This window comes from Sphingobium sp. TomMM15 (assembly GCF_055397045.1).
The window spans coordinates 1497843-1518676 of sequence record NZ_AP027314.1 but is presented as its reverse complement, the minus strand read 5'-3'; the positions used below and the strand labels follow the sequence as shown (position 1 = coordinate 1518676).

Annotated in this window: 18 protein-coding genes; 11 read left to right on the top strand and 7 right to left on the bottom strand. The window is 63.1% G+C overall.

Translation table 11 applies throughout. The features are described 5' to 3' along the window. Window positions 1–78 precede the first annotated feature (78 nt). Entirely contained in the window at window positions 79–972 is an 894-nt protein-coding gene (locus tag ACZ51H_RS07660) for an N-formylglutamate amidohydrolase (RefSeq protein ID WP_464801432.1), read from the top strand. Window positions 973–1038: 66 nt separating this feature from the next. Here ACZ51H_RS07660 and ACZ51H_RS07655 read toward each other — a convergent pair whose 3' ends face one another. Next, a complete protein-coding gene (locus tag ACZ51H_RS07655) occupies window positions 1039–2343 on the bottom strand; it encodes a sugar MFS transporter (protein WP_449473626.1) in 1305 nt (434 codons plus the stop codon). Between the two features lie 165 nt (window positions 2344–2508). Here ACZ51H_RS07655 and ACZ51H_RS07650 point away from each other — a divergent pair, with 165 nt between their 5' ends. Next, window positions 2509–3603, top strand: a complete 1095-nt coding sequence (locus tag ACZ51H_RS07650; RefSeq protein WP_464801431.1) for an aldose epimerase family protein — start codon at window positions 2509–2511, stop codon at window positions 3601–3603. 3 nt (window positions 3604–3606) lie between these two features. Beyond that, the gene (locus tag ACZ51H_RS07645; RefSeq protein ID WP_464801430.1) at window positions 3607–4464 is read left to right on the top strand and encodes an SMP-30/gluconolactonase/LRE family protein; all 858 of its coding nucleotides are present in this window, start codon (window positions 3607–3609) and stop codon (window positions 4462–4464) included. Window positions 4465–4603: 139 nt separating this feature from the next. Here the strand turns inward: ACZ51H_RS07645 and ACZ51H_RS07640 are convergent, their stop codons facing one another. Continuing rightward, on the bottom strand, window positions 4604–5593 hold the full coding sequence (locus ACZ51H_RS07640; protein ID WP_464801429.1) for a LacI family DNA-binding transcriptional regulator: 990 nt from the start codon (window positions 5591–5593) through the stop codon (window positions 4604–4606). Between the two features lie 541 nt (window positions 5594–6134). Between ACZ51H_RS07640 and ACZ51H_RS07635 the strand changes: the two genes are divergently transcribed. Beyond that, a complete protein-coding gene (locus ACZ51H_RS07635) occupies window positions 6135–8801 on the top strand; it encodes a GAF domain-containing hybrid sensor histidine kinase/response regulator (RefSeq protein ID WP_464801428.1) in 2667 nt (888 codons plus the stop codon). 180 nt (window positions 8802–8981) lie between these two features. On the opposite strand, the gene ACZ51H_RS07630 is transcribed toward ACZ51H_RS07635, so the two are convergent. From ACZ51H_RS07630 to ACZ51H_RS07620, 3 genes are read right to left on the bottom strand one after another with little or no spacing between them, the layout of a single operon-like run. Then, complete coding sequence (locus tag ACZ51H_RS07630) at window positions 8982–9746, bottom strand: FadR/GntR family transcriptional regulator (RefSeq protein WP_464801427.1); 765 nt, start codon at window positions 9744–9746, stop codon at window positions 8982–8984. Window positions 9747–9757: 11 nt separating this feature from the next. Beyond that, entirely contained in the window at window positions 9758–10687 is a 930-nt protein-coding gene (locus ACZ51H_RS07625; protein ID WP_464801426.1) for a Gfo/Idh/MocA family protein, read from the bottom strand. Window positions 10688–10704: 17 nt separating this feature from the next. Then, complete coding sequence (locus ACZ51H_RS07620; RefSeq protein ID WP_464801425.1) at window positions 10705–12507, bottom strand: IlvD/Edd family dehydratase; 1803 nt, start codon at window positions 12505–12507, stop codon at window positions 10705–10707. A gap of 99 nt (window positions 12508–12606) precedes the next feature. Here ACZ51H_RS07620 and ACZ51H_RS07615 point away from each other — a divergent pair, with 99 nt between their 5' ends. Further along, window positions 12607–13509, top strand: a complete 903-nt coding sequence (locus ACZ51H_RS07615) for a 2-dehydro-3-deoxygalactonokinase (protein WP_464801424.1) — start codon at window positions 12607–12609, stop codon at window positions 13507–13509. Next, window positions 13506–14135, top strand: a complete 630-nt coding sequence (locus ACZ51H_RS07610) for a 2-dehydro-3-deoxy-6-phosphogalactonate aldolase (RefSeq protein WP_460986277.1) — start codon at window positions 13506–13508, stop codon at window positions 14133–14135. Before ACZ51H_RS07615 ends, ACZ51H_RS07610 begins: the two co-directional genes overlap by 4 nt. 193 nt (window positions 14136–14328) lie before the next feature. On the opposite strand, the gene ACZ51H_RS07605 is transcribed toward ACZ51H_RS07610, so the two are convergent. After that, a complete protein-coding gene (locus ACZ51H_RS07605) occupies window positions 14329–16365 on the bottom strand; it encodes a hybrid sensor histidine kinase/response regulator (RefSeq protein WP_464801423.1) in 2037 nt (678 codons plus the stop codon). A gap of 140 nt (window positions 16366–16505) precedes the next feature. Between ACZ51H_RS07605 and ACZ51H_RS07600 the strand changes: the two genes are divergently transcribed. The 5 genes from ACZ51H_RS07600 (at window position 16506) to ACZ51H_RS07580 (ending at window position 19327) form a co-directional block, all read left to right on the top strand. After that, complete coding sequence (locus ACZ51H_RS07600; protein WP_460986275.1) at window positions 16506–17549, top strand: COX15/CtaA family protein; 1044 nt, start codon at window positions 16506–16508, stop codon at window positions 17547–17549. Beyond that, the gene (cutA, locus tag ACZ51H_RS07595; RefSeq protein WP_460986274.1) at window positions 17546–17866 is read left to right on the top strand and encodes a divalent-cation tolerance protein CutA; all 321 of its coding nucleotides are present in this window, start codon (window positions 17546–17548) and stop codon (window positions 17864–17866) included. The genes ACZ51H_RS07600 and cutA overlap by 4 nt, the downstream gene beginning before the upstream one ends. A 131-nt stretch (window positions 17867–17997) precedes the next feature. Beyond that, window positions 17998–18477 (top strand): 50S ribosomal protein L13, encoded by a 480-nt coding sequence (gene rplM / locus ACZ51H_RS07590; RefSeq protein WP_097092068.1) that lies wholly within the window; start codon window positions 17998–18000, stop codon window positions 18475–18477. Next, complete coding sequence (gene rpsI / locus ACZ51H_RS07585; RefSeq protein ID WP_464801422.1) at window positions 18477–19004, top strand: 30S ribosomal protein S9; 528 nt, start codon at window positions 18477–18479, stop codon at window positions 19002–19004. The genes rplM and rpsI overlap by 1 nt, the downstream gene beginning before the upstream one ends. 140 nt (window positions 19005–19144) lie before the next feature. Continuing rightward, window positions 19145–19327, top strand: coding sequence for a CsbD family protein (locus ACZ51H_RS07580; RefSeq protein ID WP_449473604.1), 183 nt, complete (start codon window positions 19145–19147; stop codon window positions 19325–19327). Between the two features lie 64 nt (window positions 19328–19391). Here ACZ51H_RS07580 and ACZ51H_RS07575 read toward each other — a convergent pair whose 3' ends face one another. Further along, the gene (locus tag ACZ51H_RS07575; protein WP_464801421.1) at window positions 19392–20789 is read right to left on the bottom strand and encodes an alanine/glycine:cation symporter family protein; all 1398 of its coding nucleotides are present in this window, start codon (window positions 20787–20789) and stop codon (window positions 19392–19394) included. Between the last annotated feature and the right edge of the window lie 45 nt (window positions 20790–20834).

Here is a 20834-nt window from a genome sequence, read left to right as displayed (position 1 = left end):
TATGCCATTATATGCGACAACCAGTATATATATCCAGCCGGGTAACCATTTTTGCCGCGCCCTGTGGAAGGAGATGATTTGAGCTATTCCGCACCGCGCGCTCCGGCCCAATCCACAGCCTCTCATGATCTTTACGGACCGGACCGCCCGATCGCTCCGGTGGTTATTTCGGTGCCCCATGCCGGGCGCGAATATGCCCCGGCTCTGCTGGGCACCGCCAGAGTCGCACCGGACATATTGCGACGGCTGGAGGATCGCTGGGCGGACCTGCTGGCCCATCCGTTGATCGAACGCGGCTATCATGTGCTGGTGGCGCGCGCGCCCCGCGCGATGATCGACCTCAATCGCCATGAACGGGAAATCGATCCCGCGATGGTGACGGGCCTGCCCCGCGACGTCCCCCTTCAAAGCAGCGCGAAGCTGCGTGGTGGCCTTGGCCTTCTACCCCGGCGCCTGCCGGGCGCCTATGAACTGTGGCAGCGGCCCATCGGGTGGGACGAAGTCCGTCGGCGGATCGACACGATCCATCGGCCCTATCATGAGGCATTGACGCGGATGCTGCGGGCGGCTCGGGAAGTCCATGGCCACGCCGTGCTGATCGATCTTCATTCGATGCCGCCGCTTCCCGCTGCTGCTGCCGGACAGCCTGCGCCCAGCGTGGTGCTGGGGGATCGCTTCGGCCGGGCTGCGTCGGCGCGGCTCATGACGCTGGCGGCCGATGTGCTGGAGGGGCATGGGCTGACGGTGGCGCAGAATCATCCCTATGCGGGCGACCATATGATCGAACGCCATGGGGATCCGGCCCATGACTTCTACGCCTTGCAGGTGGAGGTTGACCGCAGTCTCTATCTCGATGCCGCCCTGGACAATCCCGGCCCCGGCCTGCCAAGGGTTCAGACGGCCATCAGATCCCTGATCGACGCGCTGGCCAGCGAAGCGCCACGCGCCGCCTATCCACTCGCCGCTGAATAGCCAGATATGCAGAAGGCCGGGGCGCTACCTGCACCCCGGCCTTCGCTTGATACCGCTATGCGCGCATCATTCCAGATGCTGATCAGGCAGCGCGTGCGTGGGCCTTGAACCCCAAAGGGCATAGAAGAGGATGTAGAGTTCGCAGACGGCCGTCAGCAGGAAGCTGTTTTGCAAGCCATAATTGTCGGCCAGCCATCCCTGCACCACCACCAGCGACCCGCCAGCGATCGCCATGATCAGCAGTCCCGATCCTTCCTCGGTCAGCGGCCCCAGGCCACGAATGCCCAGGGTGAAGATGGTCGGGAACATGATCGAATGGCCCAGGCCCACCAGAATCAGCGCCCACATGGCGACCGGCCCGTGGCTGAAGACCGCGACAAGCATCACGATGAACGATCCGGTCGCGAAGGCCGCCAGCACCTTGCCCGCGTCCACCTTCTGCATGATCGCCGATCCCACGAAACGGCCGACCATCATGCCGCCCCACAGGAAGCTCAGATAGCGGCCTGCCTGCTCATGGGTCAGGTTGGCGATGTCAGGCTGGCTGACAAAATTCACGAAGAGGTTGGCGACGCCGATCTCCGCGATCAGGTAAATGAAGATGGCGGGGACGCCGAAGACCAGGTTGCGATGCGCCCAGAGCGAGTGGTTCTTGCGGTCCTCCTTCGCCAGACGCGAGGTGGACGAACCCATGGCGGGCAGGGGAAAGCGAGCGATCACGATCGCCAGCACCAGCAGGACCGCGGCAACGAGGCCGTAGGGCAGGATCACCGATTGCGCATCGGCCAACCGTTCCGCCTGGGTCAGGACGACGTCCGCGCTCGCCGTGCCGCCCTTTGATCGGCCAAGGATCAGATAGGCGCCGAACAGCGGAGCGAGCATCGTACCAGCCGAGTTCATCGCCTGCACCAGATTGAGGCGTGACGACGCTGTCTCCGGCTTGCCGACGACCGCCACATAGGGATTGGCGGCCACCTGCAACAGCGTGATGCCGCTGGCGATGATGAACAACATGGCCAAGGTGACGCCATAGGATGGCAGGCTGGCCGCCAGCATCATGCCCAATGCTCCCGCCGCCATGATCAGCAGCCCGATCACCAGCGCCTTTTGATAGCCGACGCGTTCGATCAGCTTGGCCGAGGGGATGGATGCCACGAAGTAGGCGATGAACCAGACGGACTCGATCAACGTTGTCTGGGTATAGTTCAGTTCGAACACGCTGCGCAGATGCGGCAGCAACGTGTTGTTGATGACGGTGATAAAGCCCCACATGAAGAACAGGCTGGCCAGCAGCGTCAGGGCAGGCCCGTACCGGGTGGCGGGGTGGTCGCCCGCCGTCAGAGTGGCTGATGATGAGGGAGGTGCAGGCATTCATCTTCTCCAACAGGCGCCAACAGGCTTGTGCTGCTTCAATTTGTCCGAGTATATAGCTGCCGGTCGGGCGTCAATATACTCCGGCGGTAAGGGGATCGTATGCAGAGGGGCTGGATCAGCCACGCTTTTCGAACATCGTCGTCCTATTATTTTGCGTGTCTGATGGCAAGCACGTCAGCATGGGCGGGTGAAGCCAGCCGCGCCCCCGCAGGACAGCTTCCAGACGGCACGGCGGTCGAAGCGATCACGCTCTCTAACGACCACGGCGTTTCGGCCCGCATTCTTACCTATGGCGCGACTTTGCAATCGCTGACGGGGCCGGATCGGGACGGCAAGCAGGCCGACGTGCTGCTCGGTTATGATGATCTGGCGGGCTATCTGGCTCGGCCCGATTATTTTGGGGTGACCGTTGGCCGCTATGCCAACCGCATCGGGCATGGCCGGTTCACTCTGGATGGTCAGACCTACCAGCTGCCCCTCAATGACAAGGGCAATACGCTGCACGGCGGCGGCAAGGGGTTCGACAAGCAGGTCTGGAAGGTCGTGTCGGTTCGCCGCGAACCGCGGCCCGAAGTCGTCCTCTCCTACAGCAGCCCGAATGGGGAGGCGGGCTATCCCGGCCAGCTTGACACCCGCATCAGCTACGCACTGGACGAAAGCGGCGGCCTGACCATCAGTTTCGAGGCGAAGGCGAGCAAGCCCACGATCGTCAACCTCACTAACCATGCCATATTCAATCTGGCGGGCGAGGGGGCACCGGGCGGCGCCCTTGGTCATTTGCTGACGATACCCGCCAAAGCCTACACGCCCGTCGAGGCGGGACTCATTCCCACCGGCGAGATCAGGCCGGTCGCGGGAACGCCGTTCGACTTCCGCGTCCCTCGCCGCGTGGACGATGCCGTGCGCGACGGCGCCGATCAGCAAATCAGTTTCGGGCGGGGCTATGATCATAATTGGGTGTTGGACAAGGGGCAGACGGCGACGCCGGAACTGGCTGCGCGTCTTGAGGACCCTGAGTCAGGACGCGTGCTTGAAGTGCTGAGCACGGAGCCTGGACTTCAATTCTACTCCGGCAATTTTCTCGACGGGACATTCCTTGGTAAAAACAGTCATCTCTATCGCATGGGCGACGGCTTCGCGCTTGAGCCACAGAATTTCCCCGATGCGCCAAATCACCCAAATTTCCCTTCGGCTCGGGTCGATCCCGGCAAGCCCTATCGCCACGTCATGATCTATCGCCTCTCGGTAAAGCGCTGACCCATGGCGCAGTGGCAACTCATCAAGCGCGACATTCGCGATCAGCTGGGCGAGGGCACTCTTTGGTCGGCGCGCGACAATGCGGTCTATTGGACCGACATCATCGCACCCGCGCTCAATCGGCTGTCGCTGACGGATGGCCGCATCGACCGCTGGGCCATGCCGGAGCCGATCGGCTGGGTTTCCGAGCGGCAGGGGGGCGGCTTCATCGCCGGATTGCAGAGCGGTTTCGCGCGCCTTTCTCTCGATCCGCTGACGATCGAGCCGTTCGGCGACCCTGAACAGCATTTGCCCGGCAATCGCATGAACGATGGCAAGGCGGATGCGGAAGGACGCATCTGGTGCGGCACGATGGACATGGCGGAGAAGGAGGATAGCGGGGCCTTCTACCGGCTGGACCCGGACGGTCGCTGGACGCAGATGGACAGTGGCTATCGCGTGCCCAACGGCCCTGCCTTTTCCCCTTGCGGCAACTGGCTTTATCACACCGACAGCGCGCGCCGCACTGTCTACCGCTTCGCCCGCACCGAAGGCGGCGGCCTTTCCGCGCGAGAAGTCTTCATCCAGTTCGGCGACGCGGACGGCTATCCCGACGGCATGACGGTGGATGCGGAAGGACATCTCTGGATCGCGCATTGGAGCGGCAGCCGCATCAGCCGCTTCACTCCGGATGGCAAGCTGGACCGTGCCATCGCGTTGCCCGCGCAGCAGGTGACGAACATCTGTTTTGCAGGCCCCGCGCTCGATCGCATGTTCGTGAGTTCGGCGGCCGTTGGATTGCCCGACAGCGACTATGATGGCGGCCTGTTTGAGGTCGATGCCGGCGTGAAGGGCATGCCGACGCCGCTCTACGCAGGCTAGGGTGTGTGGGGATTCAGCCCATGATGGGCTGCAAATGGCGACTTTCTGCGCTTCCGGTGCTCACGTACTGAAGTACGCTGCGCGCCGGTGCTCGAAATTCACCATTTTCGCCTCGCCCTGAACTGAATCCCCACACACCCTAGGCAGTCGGCGGCGCGGAACTTTCGCGCCGCACCAGCTCGAAATCGAACTGCGGCGCCTTTGCGGGCCGGTTGATCAGCGCGTCGATCACGGCCGCGCCCATCTGCGCCAGCGGCTGCCGCACGGTCGTGAGCGGCGGCCAGGCCGTCGCGCTGGCGGGCGTATCGTCGAATCCCACCACCGAAAGATCATCCGGCACCCTCAAACCCCGCTGCCGCGCCAGTTGCAGAACGCCCAGCGCCATGTCGTCGTTGGTCGCAAAGATCGCGGTCGGCGGCTCGGCCAGCCCCAACAGCATCTCGCCCGCCGCGATCCCGGACGGATAGTCAAACCCGCCCTCGACGAACAATTCAGGCTCCTCCGCCAGCCCCGCTGCCGCCAGCCCCTCGCGAAACCCGTCCACGCGATGCGTCGCCGCCTCATGGCCGGACGGCGGCGTGACGACGCCGATCCGGCGATGACCAAGGCCAAGCAGATGATCGGCCACCATCCGCCCCGCAGCCCATTCCGGCGTAACGATATTCAGGCTCTGCGCCCCATTCGGCCCCGCTATCCGGGCGCAGGGCAGCTTCTTGCGGGCCAGCCATTCCAGCACTGCGGGATCGTCGGACAGGGGAGGCGCGAGGAATACGCCATCCGGACGCAGCGCCGCCGCAAGCCCCTCCAATATGTCGAACCGCTCCTCACCCGCCAACGGGATCAGCTCGACCACCAGATGATAGCCCAGTTCCCGGCACCGGTTGACGGCGCCTGCCTGAATGCCGCTGATGTAGCTTGCCACCGGATTATTGTAGAGGAAGGCGATCATGAACGACCGTCCGCCAGCCAGCCTCCGCGCGGACTGGTTCGGGCGATAGTCCAGCTCCGCTATCGCCGCGGTCACCCGGTCCCGCAGTTCCTCGCTGACATTGGGCGCCTTGTTAACCACGCGCGAGACCGTCTTGATCGAAACGCGCGCCAGTGCCGCCACGTCATGGATGCTGGCCATGAAACTCCCGGCGAATTTCGCCCAATCCTGTGTGACAGCCCCGACGCATTTTTCCGGCCTTGGCACGGAAATGCCGCCCAGCACAAGGCTGAGGCGCAGGGGCCAAGGATCGCGTCCGGATTTTCGGCTCAAGACAGCAAAAAGGGACTTGATCGATCATCGCAAATGTCTAAAGAAAGACAGCGTTGTCATTCCCTGAATGGCGATGAGGTCATCCCGGACAGCTATGGGCTAACTGCACGAGCACGCGGCTGTCCGGGATGCGCTTTCCCTTCATTACCGAAAACCTCGGCGGGCATCTGGCGCAGGCGATCCATGTCCGCCCTGCCGCCTCCCAGCCATTTTGCTGAACGACGCGAATCGATCGTGCAGCCTCGGCGTGATCATAACCGATTGCCCGCCTCGCCGCCCTGACCTTCATCAACCCCCGTTTATGCAATCAGGGTTAAGAGCTTTTCACCATCTTGCGGCAATTCGGGCGGTTGGCGGTTCAAAAACAAAGCGTTATGCTGGGGCGTCCCAATTTCCGAAAGCTGCTTTGTTGGACACGTTGCTGCCTGCTCAAGACGCTCCTCACCGATGGACGCCATTGTTCGCGGCAGCGGAGCGTCTGGCGAACGCCCGTTCGCTGGAGGACGTGGTGGAAGTCGTGCGGACGGCGGCGCGTACCATCGCAGGGGCGCAGGGCATCACGGTCGTGCTGGCGGAGGGCGATGACTGCCTCTACGTCGCCGAAGATGCCGTCGAACCCCTCTGGAAGGGGCAAAGGTTCCCACGTTCGGCCTGCGTTTCCGGCTGGGTGATGGCGCATGGGGAGGCGGCGGTCATCCCCGATATTTTCGCAGACGCTCGCGTCCCTCACCATTTGTACGCGGACAGCTTCGTCCGCAGCATGGTGATGACGCCGGTCGAAACCGGATCGCAGCCGATGGCGATCGGCGCCTATTGGTCACGGGCAAATGCGCCGGACGATTTTTCGGTCGAATTGCTCGGCCAGCTTGCCCGGCTTGTCGGTGCCGCCGTGCGCAACGTGTCGTTGCAGACCTCGTTCGAGATCATCAATCGCATAGGCGCCGCCGTGGCTGCCGAGCCGAATCTGGACATAGTCGTTCAGACGATCACCGACGCCGCCGTGGAACTGACCGGCGCTGAATTCGGCGCCTTTTTCTATAATCTGATCGACCAGCATGGTGAGAGCTACATGCTGTACAGCCTTTCGGGCGTTCCAAGGGAAGCCTTTGCCGACTTTCCCATGCCGCGCAACACGGCCGTTTTCGCACCCACTTTCCTGGGCGAGGGCATCGTCCGGTCCGATGACATCCGGCAGGACGCCCGTTATGGTCATAACGCCCCGCACAAGGGCATGCCGCCCGGCCACTTGCCCGTCACCAGCTATCTCGCGGTGCCGGTCATCTCGCAAAGCGGCGAAGTGCAGGGCGGCCTCTTCTTCGGTCATCATCTGCCCGGCCGCTTCACCGCCGAACATGAAAAGATCATGGCCGGTGTCGCCGGGCACGCGTCGATCGCCATCGATAATGCCCGCCTCCATCATAAGGCGCAGCGGGAAATCGCGGCGCGAACGGTGGCGGAAGGAGAATTGCGCCAGCTGAACGCCACGCTGGAACAGCGGATCGAACAGCGCACCGAACAGATTCGCGCCGCCTTCCGCGAACTGGAACAAAGCGAACGGCGCTTCGGCCTGCTGGTCCAGGGCGTGACCGATTACGCCATGTGCATGCTGGACGCGAACGGCACGATCACCAACTGGAACGCTGGGGCGGAACGGATCAAGGGCTATACGGCCCATGAAATCGTCGGGCGTCACTTCTCCTGCTTCTACACCGATCCGGACCAGCAAGCGGGCATGCCAGCCCACACCCTTCAGGTCGCGGCCAGCGCCGGGCGGTTTGAGGCTGAAGGCTGGCGCGTGCGCAAGGACGGGTCCGAATTCTGGGCCAGCATCATCGTCGATGCCATTCATGACGATCAGGGCCGTCTGATCGGATTTGCAAAGGTGACGCGCGATCTCACCGAAAAACGGGCGGTCGAGGAACAACTGCGTCAGGCGCAGAAGATGGAGGCGGTGGGACAACTCACCGGCGGCATCGCGCACGACTTCAACAATCTGCTGACCGTCATCAATGGCAATATCGAACTGGCCGAACGCAATCTGGAAAAGGGATCGGACCCGGCCAAGATCAGCCGTGCGATCGCCAATGCGCGGCAGGGGGCCGAGCGTGCGGCGTCGCTCACCCAGCGGCTGCTCGCCTTTTCCCGGCGGCAACCCTTGTCGCCCAAGCCGCTGTACCTGGACCGGGTGGTGGACGGGCTTTCTGATCTGCTGAAGCGCGCCCTTGGCGAACTTATTCAGCTGAAAACGGTGAACGGCCCGCATCTATGGTTGGTAGAGGCCGATCCCAACCAGATCGAAAGCACGCTGCTGAACCTCGCGGTGAATGCCCGCGATGCCATGGCGGACGGCGGGACGCTGACGATCGAAACCGGCAACGCACATTTGGACAGCGGCTATGCCGCCGCTTGTGGTGACGTGACGCCGGGCAATTATGTGATGGTTGCGGTCAGCGACACCGGCACGGGCATGGCGCCCCCCGTGCTGACGCGCATCTTCGAACCCTTTTTCACCACCAAGGAAATCGGCCGGGGCACGGGGCTCGGCCTCAGTCAGGTCTACGGCTTCGTCAAGCAGTCGGGCGGCCATGTCGAAGTGCTGTCGAAACAGGGGCAGGGGACCACGGTAAAAATCTACCTGCCGCGCTTTATCGGAGAGGCGGATGAGGCGCAGGAAGAAAAGGCCGCCCCGCACGACCTGTCAGCCAATGGGGAAACCATATTGGTGGTGGAAGATGACGACGGCGTGCGTGCCTATTCCGTCGAGACTCTGCGCGAACTTGGCTATCGAGCTCTGGAGGCAGCCGACGGCAACGCCGCACTGCGCCTGATCGAAGCGGATGATCAGCCAATCGACCTGCTTTTCACCGATGTGGTCATGCCGGGAATGTCCGGCAAGGAATTGAGCGAAAAGGCCCGCGCATTAAGGCCCGACCTCAAGATTCTCTATACCAGCGGCTACACACGCGATGGTTTCCTACGCGACGGAAAGCTGGACCCGGACATCGCCTTGCTCGCAAAACCGTTCACGCTACAGGAACTGGCAAGCCGCCTTCGGGACCTCATCGATCAAAGCTGATCCGATCGGCGTCACGGCCCGCTTCACAACAAGACACCCCCGTCCCGTCATCCCAGCGGAAGCTGGGATCTCAGGAGGTGCAGTACGGCCTTGCCCGAGATCCCAGCCTGCGCTGGCATGACAGAAAATTGCCCAGGCTCATGATCGCAAAAATGCCGTTTGCCCTCCCAATAGCGTCGATCAAGAACCCACCCCCGGCCCGGAAAGCGCAACATCCATATCCGCCAGCGCCAGCCGCAGCAGCTCCGCCATCGCCGATCGCGCCCCGTCCGCATCCCGCAAAGCAATCGCATCGAACACCGCGCGATGATCCGCGAAAGGATCGCGCGGCGGCGACTTCTTGCGCTGTTTGAATGTCGTGGTCCAGCTGACCGCCGCGCCCACCGAACTCGCCAGCGCAGCCAGAGCGTCATTTCGCGTCGCGGCAAGGATGGCATGGTGAAAACGCTGGTCGGCCGCGCGTCCTTCTTCGGACGAAAGGCCATGATCGCGCATGCCCATGAGCGCCTGTTCCATCGCCAAAAGCTGCGCATCGGTGCGCCGCCGCGCCGCCAGTTCCGCCGCAGCTGGCTCTATTACGCCGCGGAGTTCAAACAGATCGCGGACAAAGGCCGGGTCCGGCTCCCCCGCGAACATCCAGGCGAGCATCTCCGGGTCCAGCACATTCCAGCGGCTGCGCGGCAGGACGCGCGTGCCCGCCTTGGGCCGGCTTTCCAGCATGCCCTTGGCCACCAAAATGCGCACCGCTTCCCGATAGGCGGTGCGGGATACGCCCAGCCGTTCGGCGGCCTCGATCTCGCCTTCGAAAATATCGCCGGGCTTGTGGACTCCCGCGACGATGGCGGTGCCAAGCTGCCGGGCAATGGCCTGATGGATGCGAAGCCCGCCTTCCTCATGTCCGAACTTGCGTTCGGCTGGACGCCGGTCTTCCCTCCCCAATGCCATGCTCCTTTGGTCTAATCGTCGAACGCCGCCGTAGGGCAATGTTTGCCGCAAAGGAAGGCGTCAGCCACCAGTCGCAGGGGACTGGTATCCGCATCGATCGCGCCTTGCCCCGCCAGCTCGACGAACAGGCGGTACATATCGGGATATTCATGGTCGGGCGCCTGCACCATCACGTCCCCGTTCAGCGTCAGGCGGTTTCCGCCCTCTGACAGGATCAGCGCGCCATCGTCTGTCTCGACCGCAATGTCCCATGTCTGCGGACCTGTCTGCCGCCAGTCGAACGCTGCATCGATCGGCGCGCCCGACGCGCTGGCCATCTTCAGGGCGGCGGCGATCGGGGCGTCCTTATTGGATGGAACTTCCAGGCTGGCGGACAGCATCGTCACCGGCTCCGGCATGATTTCGGTCAGGATCGACAGCGCATTGATGCCCGGATCGAACACGCCAAAGCCGCCCGCTTCCCAAATCCACGGCTGGCCCGGATGCCAGTGCCGCACATCTTCGCGCCATTCGATCGACACGCGCGTGACCTTGCGCACGGCGAGCCATGCCTTCGCCTGTCCCACGGCGGCGGCATGGCGACTGTGCCAACTCGCATAGAGCGTCACGCCCTGCGCCTTCGCCAGAGCGATCAGCGCCTCGACCTCCGTCACCGTCGCGCCGGGGGGCTTTTCCAGAAACACATGCTTGCCCGCGAGGATCGCCTTGCGCGCGGCCTCGTACCGCACCTGCGGCGGCTGGCACAGGATCACCGCATTCATGTCAGGCTCTCCCGCCAGCATCGCGTCGAGCGTCGGGTAGTTGTTCACCCCCTCCGCCTGCGCATTCCGGCTGGCGACCGCAATCAGGTCGATGCCGCTTGTCTGTTCGATAGCGGGCAGATGCTGATCGCGGGCGATCTTGCCCAAGCCAACCAGCCCTGCCTTGATGATGCCGCTCATGCCGCTTCCCTTATCTCTTAGTGATTGTCGCGCGGAAGGCCCTGAGTCTGGGCAATCCGCTGGAATTTCTCCGCACCCTCCAGGATCGCGCCCTTGTCCAACTGCCCCACCAGCGCCCGCTGAATCTCCTGCCACGGCGTCTGCGAAGCGGGATAAGCATACCCCCCCTCGGCCCGCAGCGCCGCGCGCCGCGCTTCCAGTTCCTCTTCGGGAATAAGCACATTCACCGTCCGCGCCTCCAGGTCCATCCGCACCCAGTCCCCGGTCTTCAGCAGCGCCAGCCCGCCCATCGCCGCAGCCTCCGGCGAAGCGTTGAGGATCGACGGGCTCCCCGAAGTCCCCGATTGCCGCCCGTCGCCGATGCAGGGCAGGGCGGACACGCCTTCGGTGATCAGGTAAGCGGGCGGACGCATGTTCACCACCTCCGCCGCGCCCGGATAGCCGATCGGCCCCGCGCCGCGCATGAACATCAGCGTTTCGGGCGTGATGCCCACCGCCGGATCGTCGATCCGCGCATGATAATCCTCCGGCCCGTCGAACACGACCGCCGGCCCCTCGAAGGCATTGGGATCGTCAGGATTGGACAGGTATCGCTGCCGGAATTCCTCGCTGATGACGCTCGTCTTCATGATCGCCGCGTCGAACAAATTGCCCGACAGCACCAGGAATCCCGCTTCCTCCTTCAACGGCTGGGCAAAAGGACGGATGACATTCTCATCCTCGATCGCGACATCCCGGCAATTCTCCCCCATCGTCCGCCCGTTGACCGTCATCGCGCCCTCGCGGATCAGGCCCTGCGCGATCAGCTGCCCCACGACCGCAGGCACGCCCCCGGCATGATAATAATCCTCGCCCAGATATTCGCCCGCCGGTTGCAGGTTCACCAGCAGCGGCACGTCATGCCCCACCGTCTCCCAATCCTTCAGCGGCAATTCAACGCCGACATGCCGGGCAATCGCCGCCAGATGGATAGGCGCATTGGTCGACCCACCGATCGCCGAATTCACCAAGATCGCGTTATGAAAGGCATCCAGCGTCAATATGTCGGACGGCTTCAGATCCTCCGCCACCATCTCCACGATCCGCTTGCCAGTGCGCCACGCCGCCTCCTGCCGGTCGCGATAGGGAGCAGGGATAGCCGCCGACCCCGGCAACATCATCCCCAGCGCCTCGGCCAGCGAATTCATCGTCGTAGCCGTGCCCATCGTGTTGCAATAGCCAGTCGAAGGCGCCGACGAAGCGACGAGCTTGATAAAGCCCTCATCATCGATCTTCCCCGCCGCCAGCAGCTGCCGCGCATGCCAGACGATCGTGCCCGATCCCGTCCGCTGCCCCTTGTGCCAGCCATTCAGCATCGGCCCGACCGACAGCGCGATCGCGGGAATATTCACCGTCGCCGCCGCCATCAACAGCGCAGGCGTCGTCTTGTCGCAGCCCGTCGTCAGCACCACGCCGTCGATCGGATAGCCGTACAGCGCCTCGACCAGCCCCAAATAGGCAAGGTTGCGGTCTAGCCCCGCCGTCGGCCGCTTGCCGGTCTCCTGGATCGGATGCACCGGAAACTCCAGCGCGATCCCGCCCATCTCGCGAATCCCCTCGCGGATGCGCTCGGCCAGCACCAGATGGTGCCGGTTACAGGGCGACAAGTCGCTCCCCGTCTGCGCGATGCCTATGATCGGCTTTCCGCTGCGCAGTTCCTCCAGGCTGAGCCCAAAGTTCAGGTAACGCTCCACATAGAGCGCCGTCATGTCGATATTGTCGGGATTGTCGAACCAGGCGCGGCTGCGCAATTTCCGGTTGGGCTGAGACGAAGCGGCCATGAGAGTTCCTGAAAGACATGAGGTGCGCGACGCATTGACGCTATCGGCCGTTGCATATACTCATACAAATAAGCAGACAAGAACGGAAATGACTTCGGCATGAGCAGCTATGACGTCGTCGGCGACTGGGGCACCAGCCGCCTGCGCCTCTTCCGCATGGAGCAAGGGCAAGTCACCGCCCGCCGCGAAGGTCCCGGCATTGCCGAAGCGGGCGCGAATGCCACGCAAGCCTTCGCGCAAACCATCGCGCCCTGGCTGGAAGACGGCACCCCCGGCAGCATCCGCCTGTGCGGCATGGCGGGCGCGCGCGATGGCTGGGTCGAGGCGCCCTATGCCGACTGCCCCGCAACCGCGCAGCAATGGCGCGCCGCCGCCATGCGCTTCGACTGGCAAGGCACGCCCGTCACGATCCTCGCGGGCCTGGCCTGCACCGACAAGGACGGCGTGCCCGATGTCATGCGCGGCGAAGAAACGCAAATCTTCGGCGCAATGCATCGCCATCCCGACCTTGCGCAGGGCCGCCACCTCATCGTCCTTCCCGGCACCCACAATAAATGGTCGCTGGTGGAGGACGGCCGCATCGTCAGCTTTCGCACCGTGCCCACCGGCGAACTCTTCGCCCTGCTGCGCGATCATTCCACCCTCGGCTCCAAAGCCGCCCCCGCCGAAGCTTCCGAAGAAGCCGAAGGTTTCGCCGAAGGCCTCGGCCGGGCAGGGGAGGGCCGCCTCCTCACCAACCTCTTCGCCGCCCGCGCCAAACGCCTGCGCGCCGGACGCTCCCACGATTGGGCCGCTGGCTACCTCTCCGGCCTGCTCATCGGCTGCGAAATCGCGGAAGTGCGCGCCATGCTCGGCAAAGTAAGCGGCATCACCCTCATCGGCGACCAGCGCCTTTGCGCCCGCTATGCAGAGGCGCTGGAGGCGCAAGGCCTTGCTTCCCGATCCTTGAGCGGCGACGATTGCGTCCTCGCTGGCCTCACCCTTCCGGAGAATGCCGCATGACCCTCGATTCCCTTCTTGCAGCCGGAGCACCCCCCATCGCCGCTATCCTGCGCGGCCTTCGCCCCGAAGAGGCGGTGGAGATCGGCGCGGCCCTCATCGATGCGGGCATCCGCATCATCGAAGTACCGCTGAACTCGCCCGAACCCTTCGAAAGCATCACCGCGCTCCAACAGGCGTTCGGCGCCACCGCGCTGATCGGCGGCGGCACCGTGCTGACGGTAGAGGCGGTGGACGATCTGCGTCGCACCGGCGGACGCATCATGGTCACGCCTAACACCGACCCGGCCGTCATCGCCCGTGGCGCGCAATATGGCTTCGACATGCTGCCCGGCTTCATGACCCCCAGCGAAGGCTTCGCCGCCGTCCGCGCTGGCGCCCGCCGCCTGAAACTGTTCCCCGCTGCCAGCCTTGGCCCCGCCTATATAAAGGCCATCAAGGAAGTGCTGCCGCGCCATGTCGGCCTCTGGGCAGTGGGCGGCACTGGCGCCGACACGATCGGCCAATGGCTCGGCGCAGGCTGCGAAGGCATTGGCGTCGGCGGCGCTTTATACCGCCCCGGCGACAATGCCGCGACGGTGGCGGAACGCGCGAGGGCGTTGGTCACGGCATGGCGCGCCATTGGCTAAGTGCGCTAACCCCTATCTCCGTTCGCCCTGAGCCTGTCGAAGGGCTCCACTTCCTTCTCAAGAAAGGAAAGGGCTTCGACAAGCTCAGCCCGAACGGATTTAAAGTGATTGGATCGAGGCGAGGCTTTGACGGGGCTGAACTGCCCCACCCCCGTTTAGGCCGAGCGAAGCGAAGCCACTCCAAAGCTCAACCTTACCCCACCCGCTGCTCTTCCCGCCGGTCCAACACCTCACGCACCTTCCCCGCCAGTTCCGCGTAAGTGAAAGGCTTGGTCAGCAACTCCACCCCCGGGTCCAACCGCCCATGGTGGAAAATAGCGTTGCGCGCATATCCGGTCGCGAACAGGATCTTAAGCTCTGGCCGCCTCACCGCCGCTTCCCGCGCAACGTCGGCGCCGGTCATCCCACCGGGCAGCACGACATCGGTGAATAGCAGATCGACCGGCACCGGGGCCTGCTCCAGCGCATCTAGCGCCGCCGCTCCGTTACTGGCTTCGATCACCCGATATCCCAACTCGTTCAGCACCTCGACCGCATAGGCGCGGACTTTATCGTCATCCTCGCACACCAGAACCGTCTCATCGCCCCCGCTTACGACCGGGGCCGGTGCCTCCTCCAATTGATCATTGGCTGGCACCAGGCCATGGAAACGAGGGAGGTAAATCTTGACGCTCGTCCCTTCGTCGACCTCCGAATACACCCGGATGTGGCCGCCGGATTGCTTGATGAAACCATAGACCATGGACAGCCCAAGCCCGGTGCCACGACCCACCTCCTTGGTGGTGAAGAACGGCTCGATCGCATGGCTCAACGTCTCCGCATCCATGCCCTGTCCCGTGTCCGACAGGCTGATCAGCACATATTGTCCGGGCTGCACATCCTCTTCCTGCGCCGCGTAACGGTCATCTATATGTGTATTGGCGACCTCGATGGTCAGCTTGCCGCCATCGGGCATCGCATCGCGCGCATTGACCGCCAGATTTAACAGCGCATTTTCCATCTGATTAAGATCGACCTCGATCGGCCAGGCCCGCGCGGTCTGGATCGTTTCAACCTCGATCCGCTCGCCCAAAGTGCGGCTTAACAGCTCCGACATGCGGCTCACCAGCCGGTTGGGGTTCACGCGCTCGGGCGCTAATGGCTGGCGGCGGGAAAAGGCGAGCAGCCGCTGCGTCAGCATGGCCGCACGTTCGGCGCCCGCCATCGCATTGTCCGCCGCACGGCGCATCCGCTCATTATCTTTGAGGCCGCGCTGGAGCAGTTCAAGATTGCCCGTCACCACCTGCAACAGGTTGTTGAAGTCATGGGCCACGCCGCCGGTCAACTGGCCTAGCGTCTCCATCTTCTGCGCTTGCCGCAACGCGGCTTCCGCTTCGGCAAGCGCGCGGGCATGGGCGCGCTGTTCGGTGACATCCCGCGCCACACAATAGATCAGCCCATTGTCCGGCACGGCCGTCCAGCTGAAGTTGCGATAGCCGCCGTCCTTTGTTCGGAACCTGTTTTCGAACCGCAGCGAGGGAACGCCTTGCTGGAGCGTGTCAACTTCTTTCCGGACGCGTGCGACATCATCGGGATGCTCCATCCATTCCGACGTGCGGCCGATCAGCTCCTCTTGGCTCCATCCCAATATGTCCGTCCATGCGGGGCTGGCGGACAGCCATGTGCCGTCCATGTCGGCGATCAGAAATGGGTCGCGGGCCAGCGTCCATAATCGGTTCCTATCCGCCAGCATCTCGCGCTCGGTTCGGACGCGCTGCGTCGTCTCACTGACGATGCACAGCGCCCCGCCGATCGACCCGTCCGCTTCGAACACGGGTGAATAGCTGATATCGAAATAGACTTCCTCGCCACGGCCGCCGTCGCGTTCGATGTAAAAGGGGCGGTCCTTGGCATGCACCGTCTCGCCCCGCTCGATCACCGACAGCAGCAGCGGCTCCAGATCGTCCCACAGCTCGGCCCAGTTCTCCCGCGCCGGACGGCCCAATGCCCCCGGATGCTTGTCGCCGATCGTCGGCGCATAGGCTTCATTATAGAGCGCGCAGAGGTCCGACCCCCAGAACAGAACGATTTCTGCCTTGGAAGACAGCATCAGCCGCACCGTTGATATCAGTGCAGGCGACCATCGGCTGACCGGCCCCAGAGGGGACGCGTGGCCGATGCGCGCCGTCAGGTCCCCGATCGGACCATGTGCAGCGATCATCCCGGCAATGTGGGTCGCCGGGGCGCTCATCGATTATCCTCTGTTAAGAAGTGCATAGACGGGATACGCCTGTCCATTGATTTGTATCCGCTCGTTACGGAGCGTTGCGACCTTTTGTCCTATGGTCGCCCTCTTGCAACAATCCGGGCATCGGCGCATGGATCGGCGCCATGACTGAACTTGCCCTTCGCCCGGCCATGGATGTTTCCCGTCCCGTCGCGATCGCCCGCTGGCTGCTCACGGTGGCAGCGCTCGTTTTCTGCATGGTGGTGGTGGGCGGCATTACCCGGCTTACCGAATCGGGCCTGTCGATAACGCAGTGGAAACCGATCACCGGCGCCATTCCGCCGCTGACCCATGATCAGTGGATGGACGCCTTCCGCCTCTATCAGAAAATCCCCGAATATCAGCAATTGCGGCAGGGCATGACCCTGTCCGATTTCCAGTTCATCTTCTTCTGGGAATGGGTGCATCGGCTGCTTGGACGACTGATAGGCCTCGCCTTCGCCCTGCCGCTCCTGTGGTTCGCCTTTCGCCGCGCTATCCCATACGGCTACGGCTGGCGTCTGGTCGCTTTGCTGGCGCTCGGCGGCCTTCAGGGCGCGATCGGCTGGTGGATGGTGACTTCTGGCCTGTCCGTGCGCACCGATGTCAGCCATTACCGGCTCGCGGTTCATCTGCTGACGGCACTTTTCATCATCGGCGGCCTCATCTGGACCGCGCTTGATCTGTTTGCCTTGGCGCGGAACCCTGCCGCCCGTCCTGCTGCGCTGAAGCCCTTTGCGCTGGTCGCCCTGCTGGTGCTGTTGGTCCAGCTGATGTTCGGCGCGTTCACCGCTGGGCTCGACGCCGGTTATGTCTCGAACACATGGCCGCTCATGAACGACCATCTCGTGCCGGAGGGGATTTCGTGGCTGGGATCGCTTTGGGCGACCTTGTCCAGCGACCCTTATCTCGTCCATTTCATCCATCGCTGGTGGGCATGGGTTGCCGCCGCGATGTTGGTCCTGCTTGCGCGTAAGGCAAAGCGGGCGGGGCGGCGCGGTCCCTCGATCGCCATCAACGCTGCCGTCGGCACGCAGATCGCGCTGGGCATCGCCACTGTCGTCAGCGGCATCGCCTTGCCGCTCGCGGTGCTGCATCAGGCGGTCGGCGCCCTCGTCGTCGCTTCCGCCGCCTGGGGCGCGCATGCGGTCGGGTCGCGCCGGGGGTGAGCGGCGTCGCGCTCGTCTACACGCTCTTCGGCTCCGCGGAGGCCGCCGACCGCGTCGCGCGCCAGCTTATCGGGGAAGGGCTTGCTGCTTGCGCCAACATGCTCGGAGCTGCGACGTCCCTCTATGAATGGAACGGCGTGCTGGAAAGCGCGGCGGAGGTGCCGGTGTTGTTCAAGACCACGCCCTCGCGCCGCGACGCGCTGATGGCGCGGATCGCAGAACTTCACGACTATGAAGTGCCCGCAATCCTCGCATTACCGGTGGAAAGCGCCGATCTAAGCTACGCAAAATGGGTTGCCGAACAGATCGCAAAGTGACGGGTATTATTTTACCCGTCAGGAAACCCGCCGAATCTCTTGACTTCTTGAACCTCGCCGGTCATTAGCGCCCATCTTTGAACGCCCTCAAAACGCGTTCAATTCACTATTTCATTCTGGAGATTGGCACCATGAAGGCGCTGATGAAGACCACTAAGCCGGCAACCCCGGCAACGGTCGAAAAGAAGTGGATCCTGATCGACGCGGAAGGTCTCGTCGTCGGCCGCCTCGCCTCGACCGTCGCGAACATCCTTCGCGGCAAGCACAAGACCAGCTTCACGCCCCACGTCGATTGCGGTGACAATGTCATCATCATCAACGCTGGCAAGGTGAAGTTCACCGGCCGCAAGCTGACAGACAAGGTGTACTACAAGCACACTGGCTATGCCGGCGGCATCAAGGAAACCACGCCTGCCAAGATCCTGGAAGGCCGTTTCCCTGAGCGCGTCCTGGAAAAGGCCGTTGAGCGCATGATCCCCCGTGGTCCGCTCGGCCGTCAGCAGATGCGCAACCTGCGCATCTTCGCCGGCGCTGAACATCCGCACGAAGCGCAGAACCCCGAAGTGCTCGATTTCGCATCGCGCAACCGCAAGAACAAGGTGGGTGCATAATGTCCGATAACCGCCAGTCCCTGTCCGACCTCGCGTCGCTGACCGCCAACGCTCCCGCCGCTGGTGAGACCGTCGCTGCCGACGCACCGATCGCCCCTGTTCAGCCCTCGGCTCCGCTGCGCGCCCAGGAAATCGACAGCCTCGGCCGCGCCTACGCTACTGGCCGGCGTAAGGATGCCGTCGCCCGCGTCTGGGTGAAGCCCGGCACCGGCAAGATCACGGTCAACGGCCGCGATCAGGAAATCTATTTCGCTCGCCCGACCCTGCGTTTGGTGATCAACCAGCCCTTCGGCATCACTGAGCGTGAAGGTCAGTATGACGTGATCGCCACCGTCAAGGGCGGCGGTTTGTCTGGCCAGGCCGGCGCGGTCAAGCACGGCATCGCCCAGGCTCTTACGAAGTATGAGCCGGCGCTGCGCAGCGCAGTCAAGGCCGAAGGCTTCCTGACCCGCGATAGCCGTACCGTCGAGCGTAAGAAGTATGGCCGCGCCAAGGCTCGCCGCAGCTTCCAGTTCTCGAAGCGCTAAGCGTCAGCTACCATTATTTTGGAAGGGGCCGGTTTTCCGGCCCCTTTTTCTTTGTCTGCAACCGTTGCGCAATCGTACCGGTGGCAACCTTCGGTTACTCCAAGTTGTTGACCCATCGTAGCTTTCGATAGGAGGACGTTATGGGTGAAATGACTGACAAGGTTAAAGCGGCAGGCAATAAGATTGCTGGAGCGGTCAAGGAAGCTGCGGGCCGGAACCAGAATGATGCCGATCTGGTCGCAGAGGGAAAGGCGCAGCAGGCTAAGGGCACCGCTCAGGACATCAAAGGGTCTGTGAAGGGTGCGCTTGGCGACAAGATCTGAACCAACCTAACCTGATATAATTTAAGAGAGGCTTCGCCAACTGGTGGGGCCTTTCGCTTATCGGTTAGTCCTTAAATCCGCTTGGTGAGGCATGTTCTTCCGCTTCGCTTAGATAGGCACGCACGTCTCGCCGTAATTCCCCCGCACAGAGATAGAGGGCAATGACGTTGGGAATCGCCATCAGGAAGAAGCTGCTATCGACGATGTCCACGACCCGACCAAGGTCGATCGCGGCCGCAGGAGGCAGCGCGACGATATAGAGGATCTTGTAACTCCACTGCGCCTTTGGACCATGACCGAACAGGTATCCCCACGCCTGAAGACCATAAAAGCCCCACGCCACAAGCGTCGAATAGGCAAACAGCACAACGACGGCCGCTAGTAGCCATGGAAACCATGGTGATACCTGCGCGAAGGCGGCAGATGTGATTGCGATGCCCTCCAATCCAGATGTCCAAGTGCCCGCGACCACCAGCGCCAGACCACCCACCGAGCAGACGATCATTGTGCCGAGCAGCGGTTCAAGCAGGGCCACCAGTCCTTCTGAAACCGGATGGCGCACTCGTGCCAGGCTGTGTGCCATCACTGCGGAGCCGACACCCGCCTCGCTCGCAAAGACCGCTCGCCTCATTCCCGAGACAAAGGCGCCGACAGCGCCCCCTGTGGCCGCGCTTCCATTCCAGGCGCTGTGCCATATCTGGGCCAATGCGTCGGGTATAGCTGGCGCGTGGATGATGAGGACGGCAGCGACACCAATGAGATAGACGGCCACCTTGAGCGGGGTGAGCCGTTTCGCGACCTCGCCAAGCCACGCCGCGCCGCCCAGTGTCACCAACGCCACGGCGGCAGCCAGAAGCACGCCATAGGCCCAACCATTAGAGAGACCGGTCACAACCTTCACCTGCGCGAAGCTCTGGTTAACCTGCACCATCGGGATCGCGCCAAACAGGGCGAAGAAGGCGTAAAGGCCGCCGAGCGTAAGTCCTAGACGGGGCCAGCCTCGGGCCGTGCCTATGGCTTTGAGCACATACATGGGGCCACCATGCACATGGCCGCGTTGATCGAACGTCCGGTATTTAAGGCCGAGCGTTACTTCGGCCATCTTCACGGTCATTGCGAACCAGCCGATCACGAACATCCACAAGATCGCGCCCGCCCCGCCCATGGTCAACGCAACCGCGACCCCGGCGATGTTGCCAAGGCCGATCGTTCCGGCGAGCGCGGTAGTCAAAGCGCCCCACTGACTGACGTCGCCCGTGGCCTCGCCTACGCCTGGCTGGGTCCGCAATATTCTTAACGCTCGTCCCACGGCGCGGACATTGGGGAAGCCTAGCCAGATGGTGAAAAACAACATCGGGACCGCAAGATAAAGGACGATCAGTTCGATCCGGACACCCAGAACGGGTAGCTTGAAGAAGACCGCACTTGAAAGCGCGTCCACCGCTGCATTGAAACCGTCCATCTGCTATGGGATGACTGTCGGCCAGTGGAAAGTCGAACAAAGATT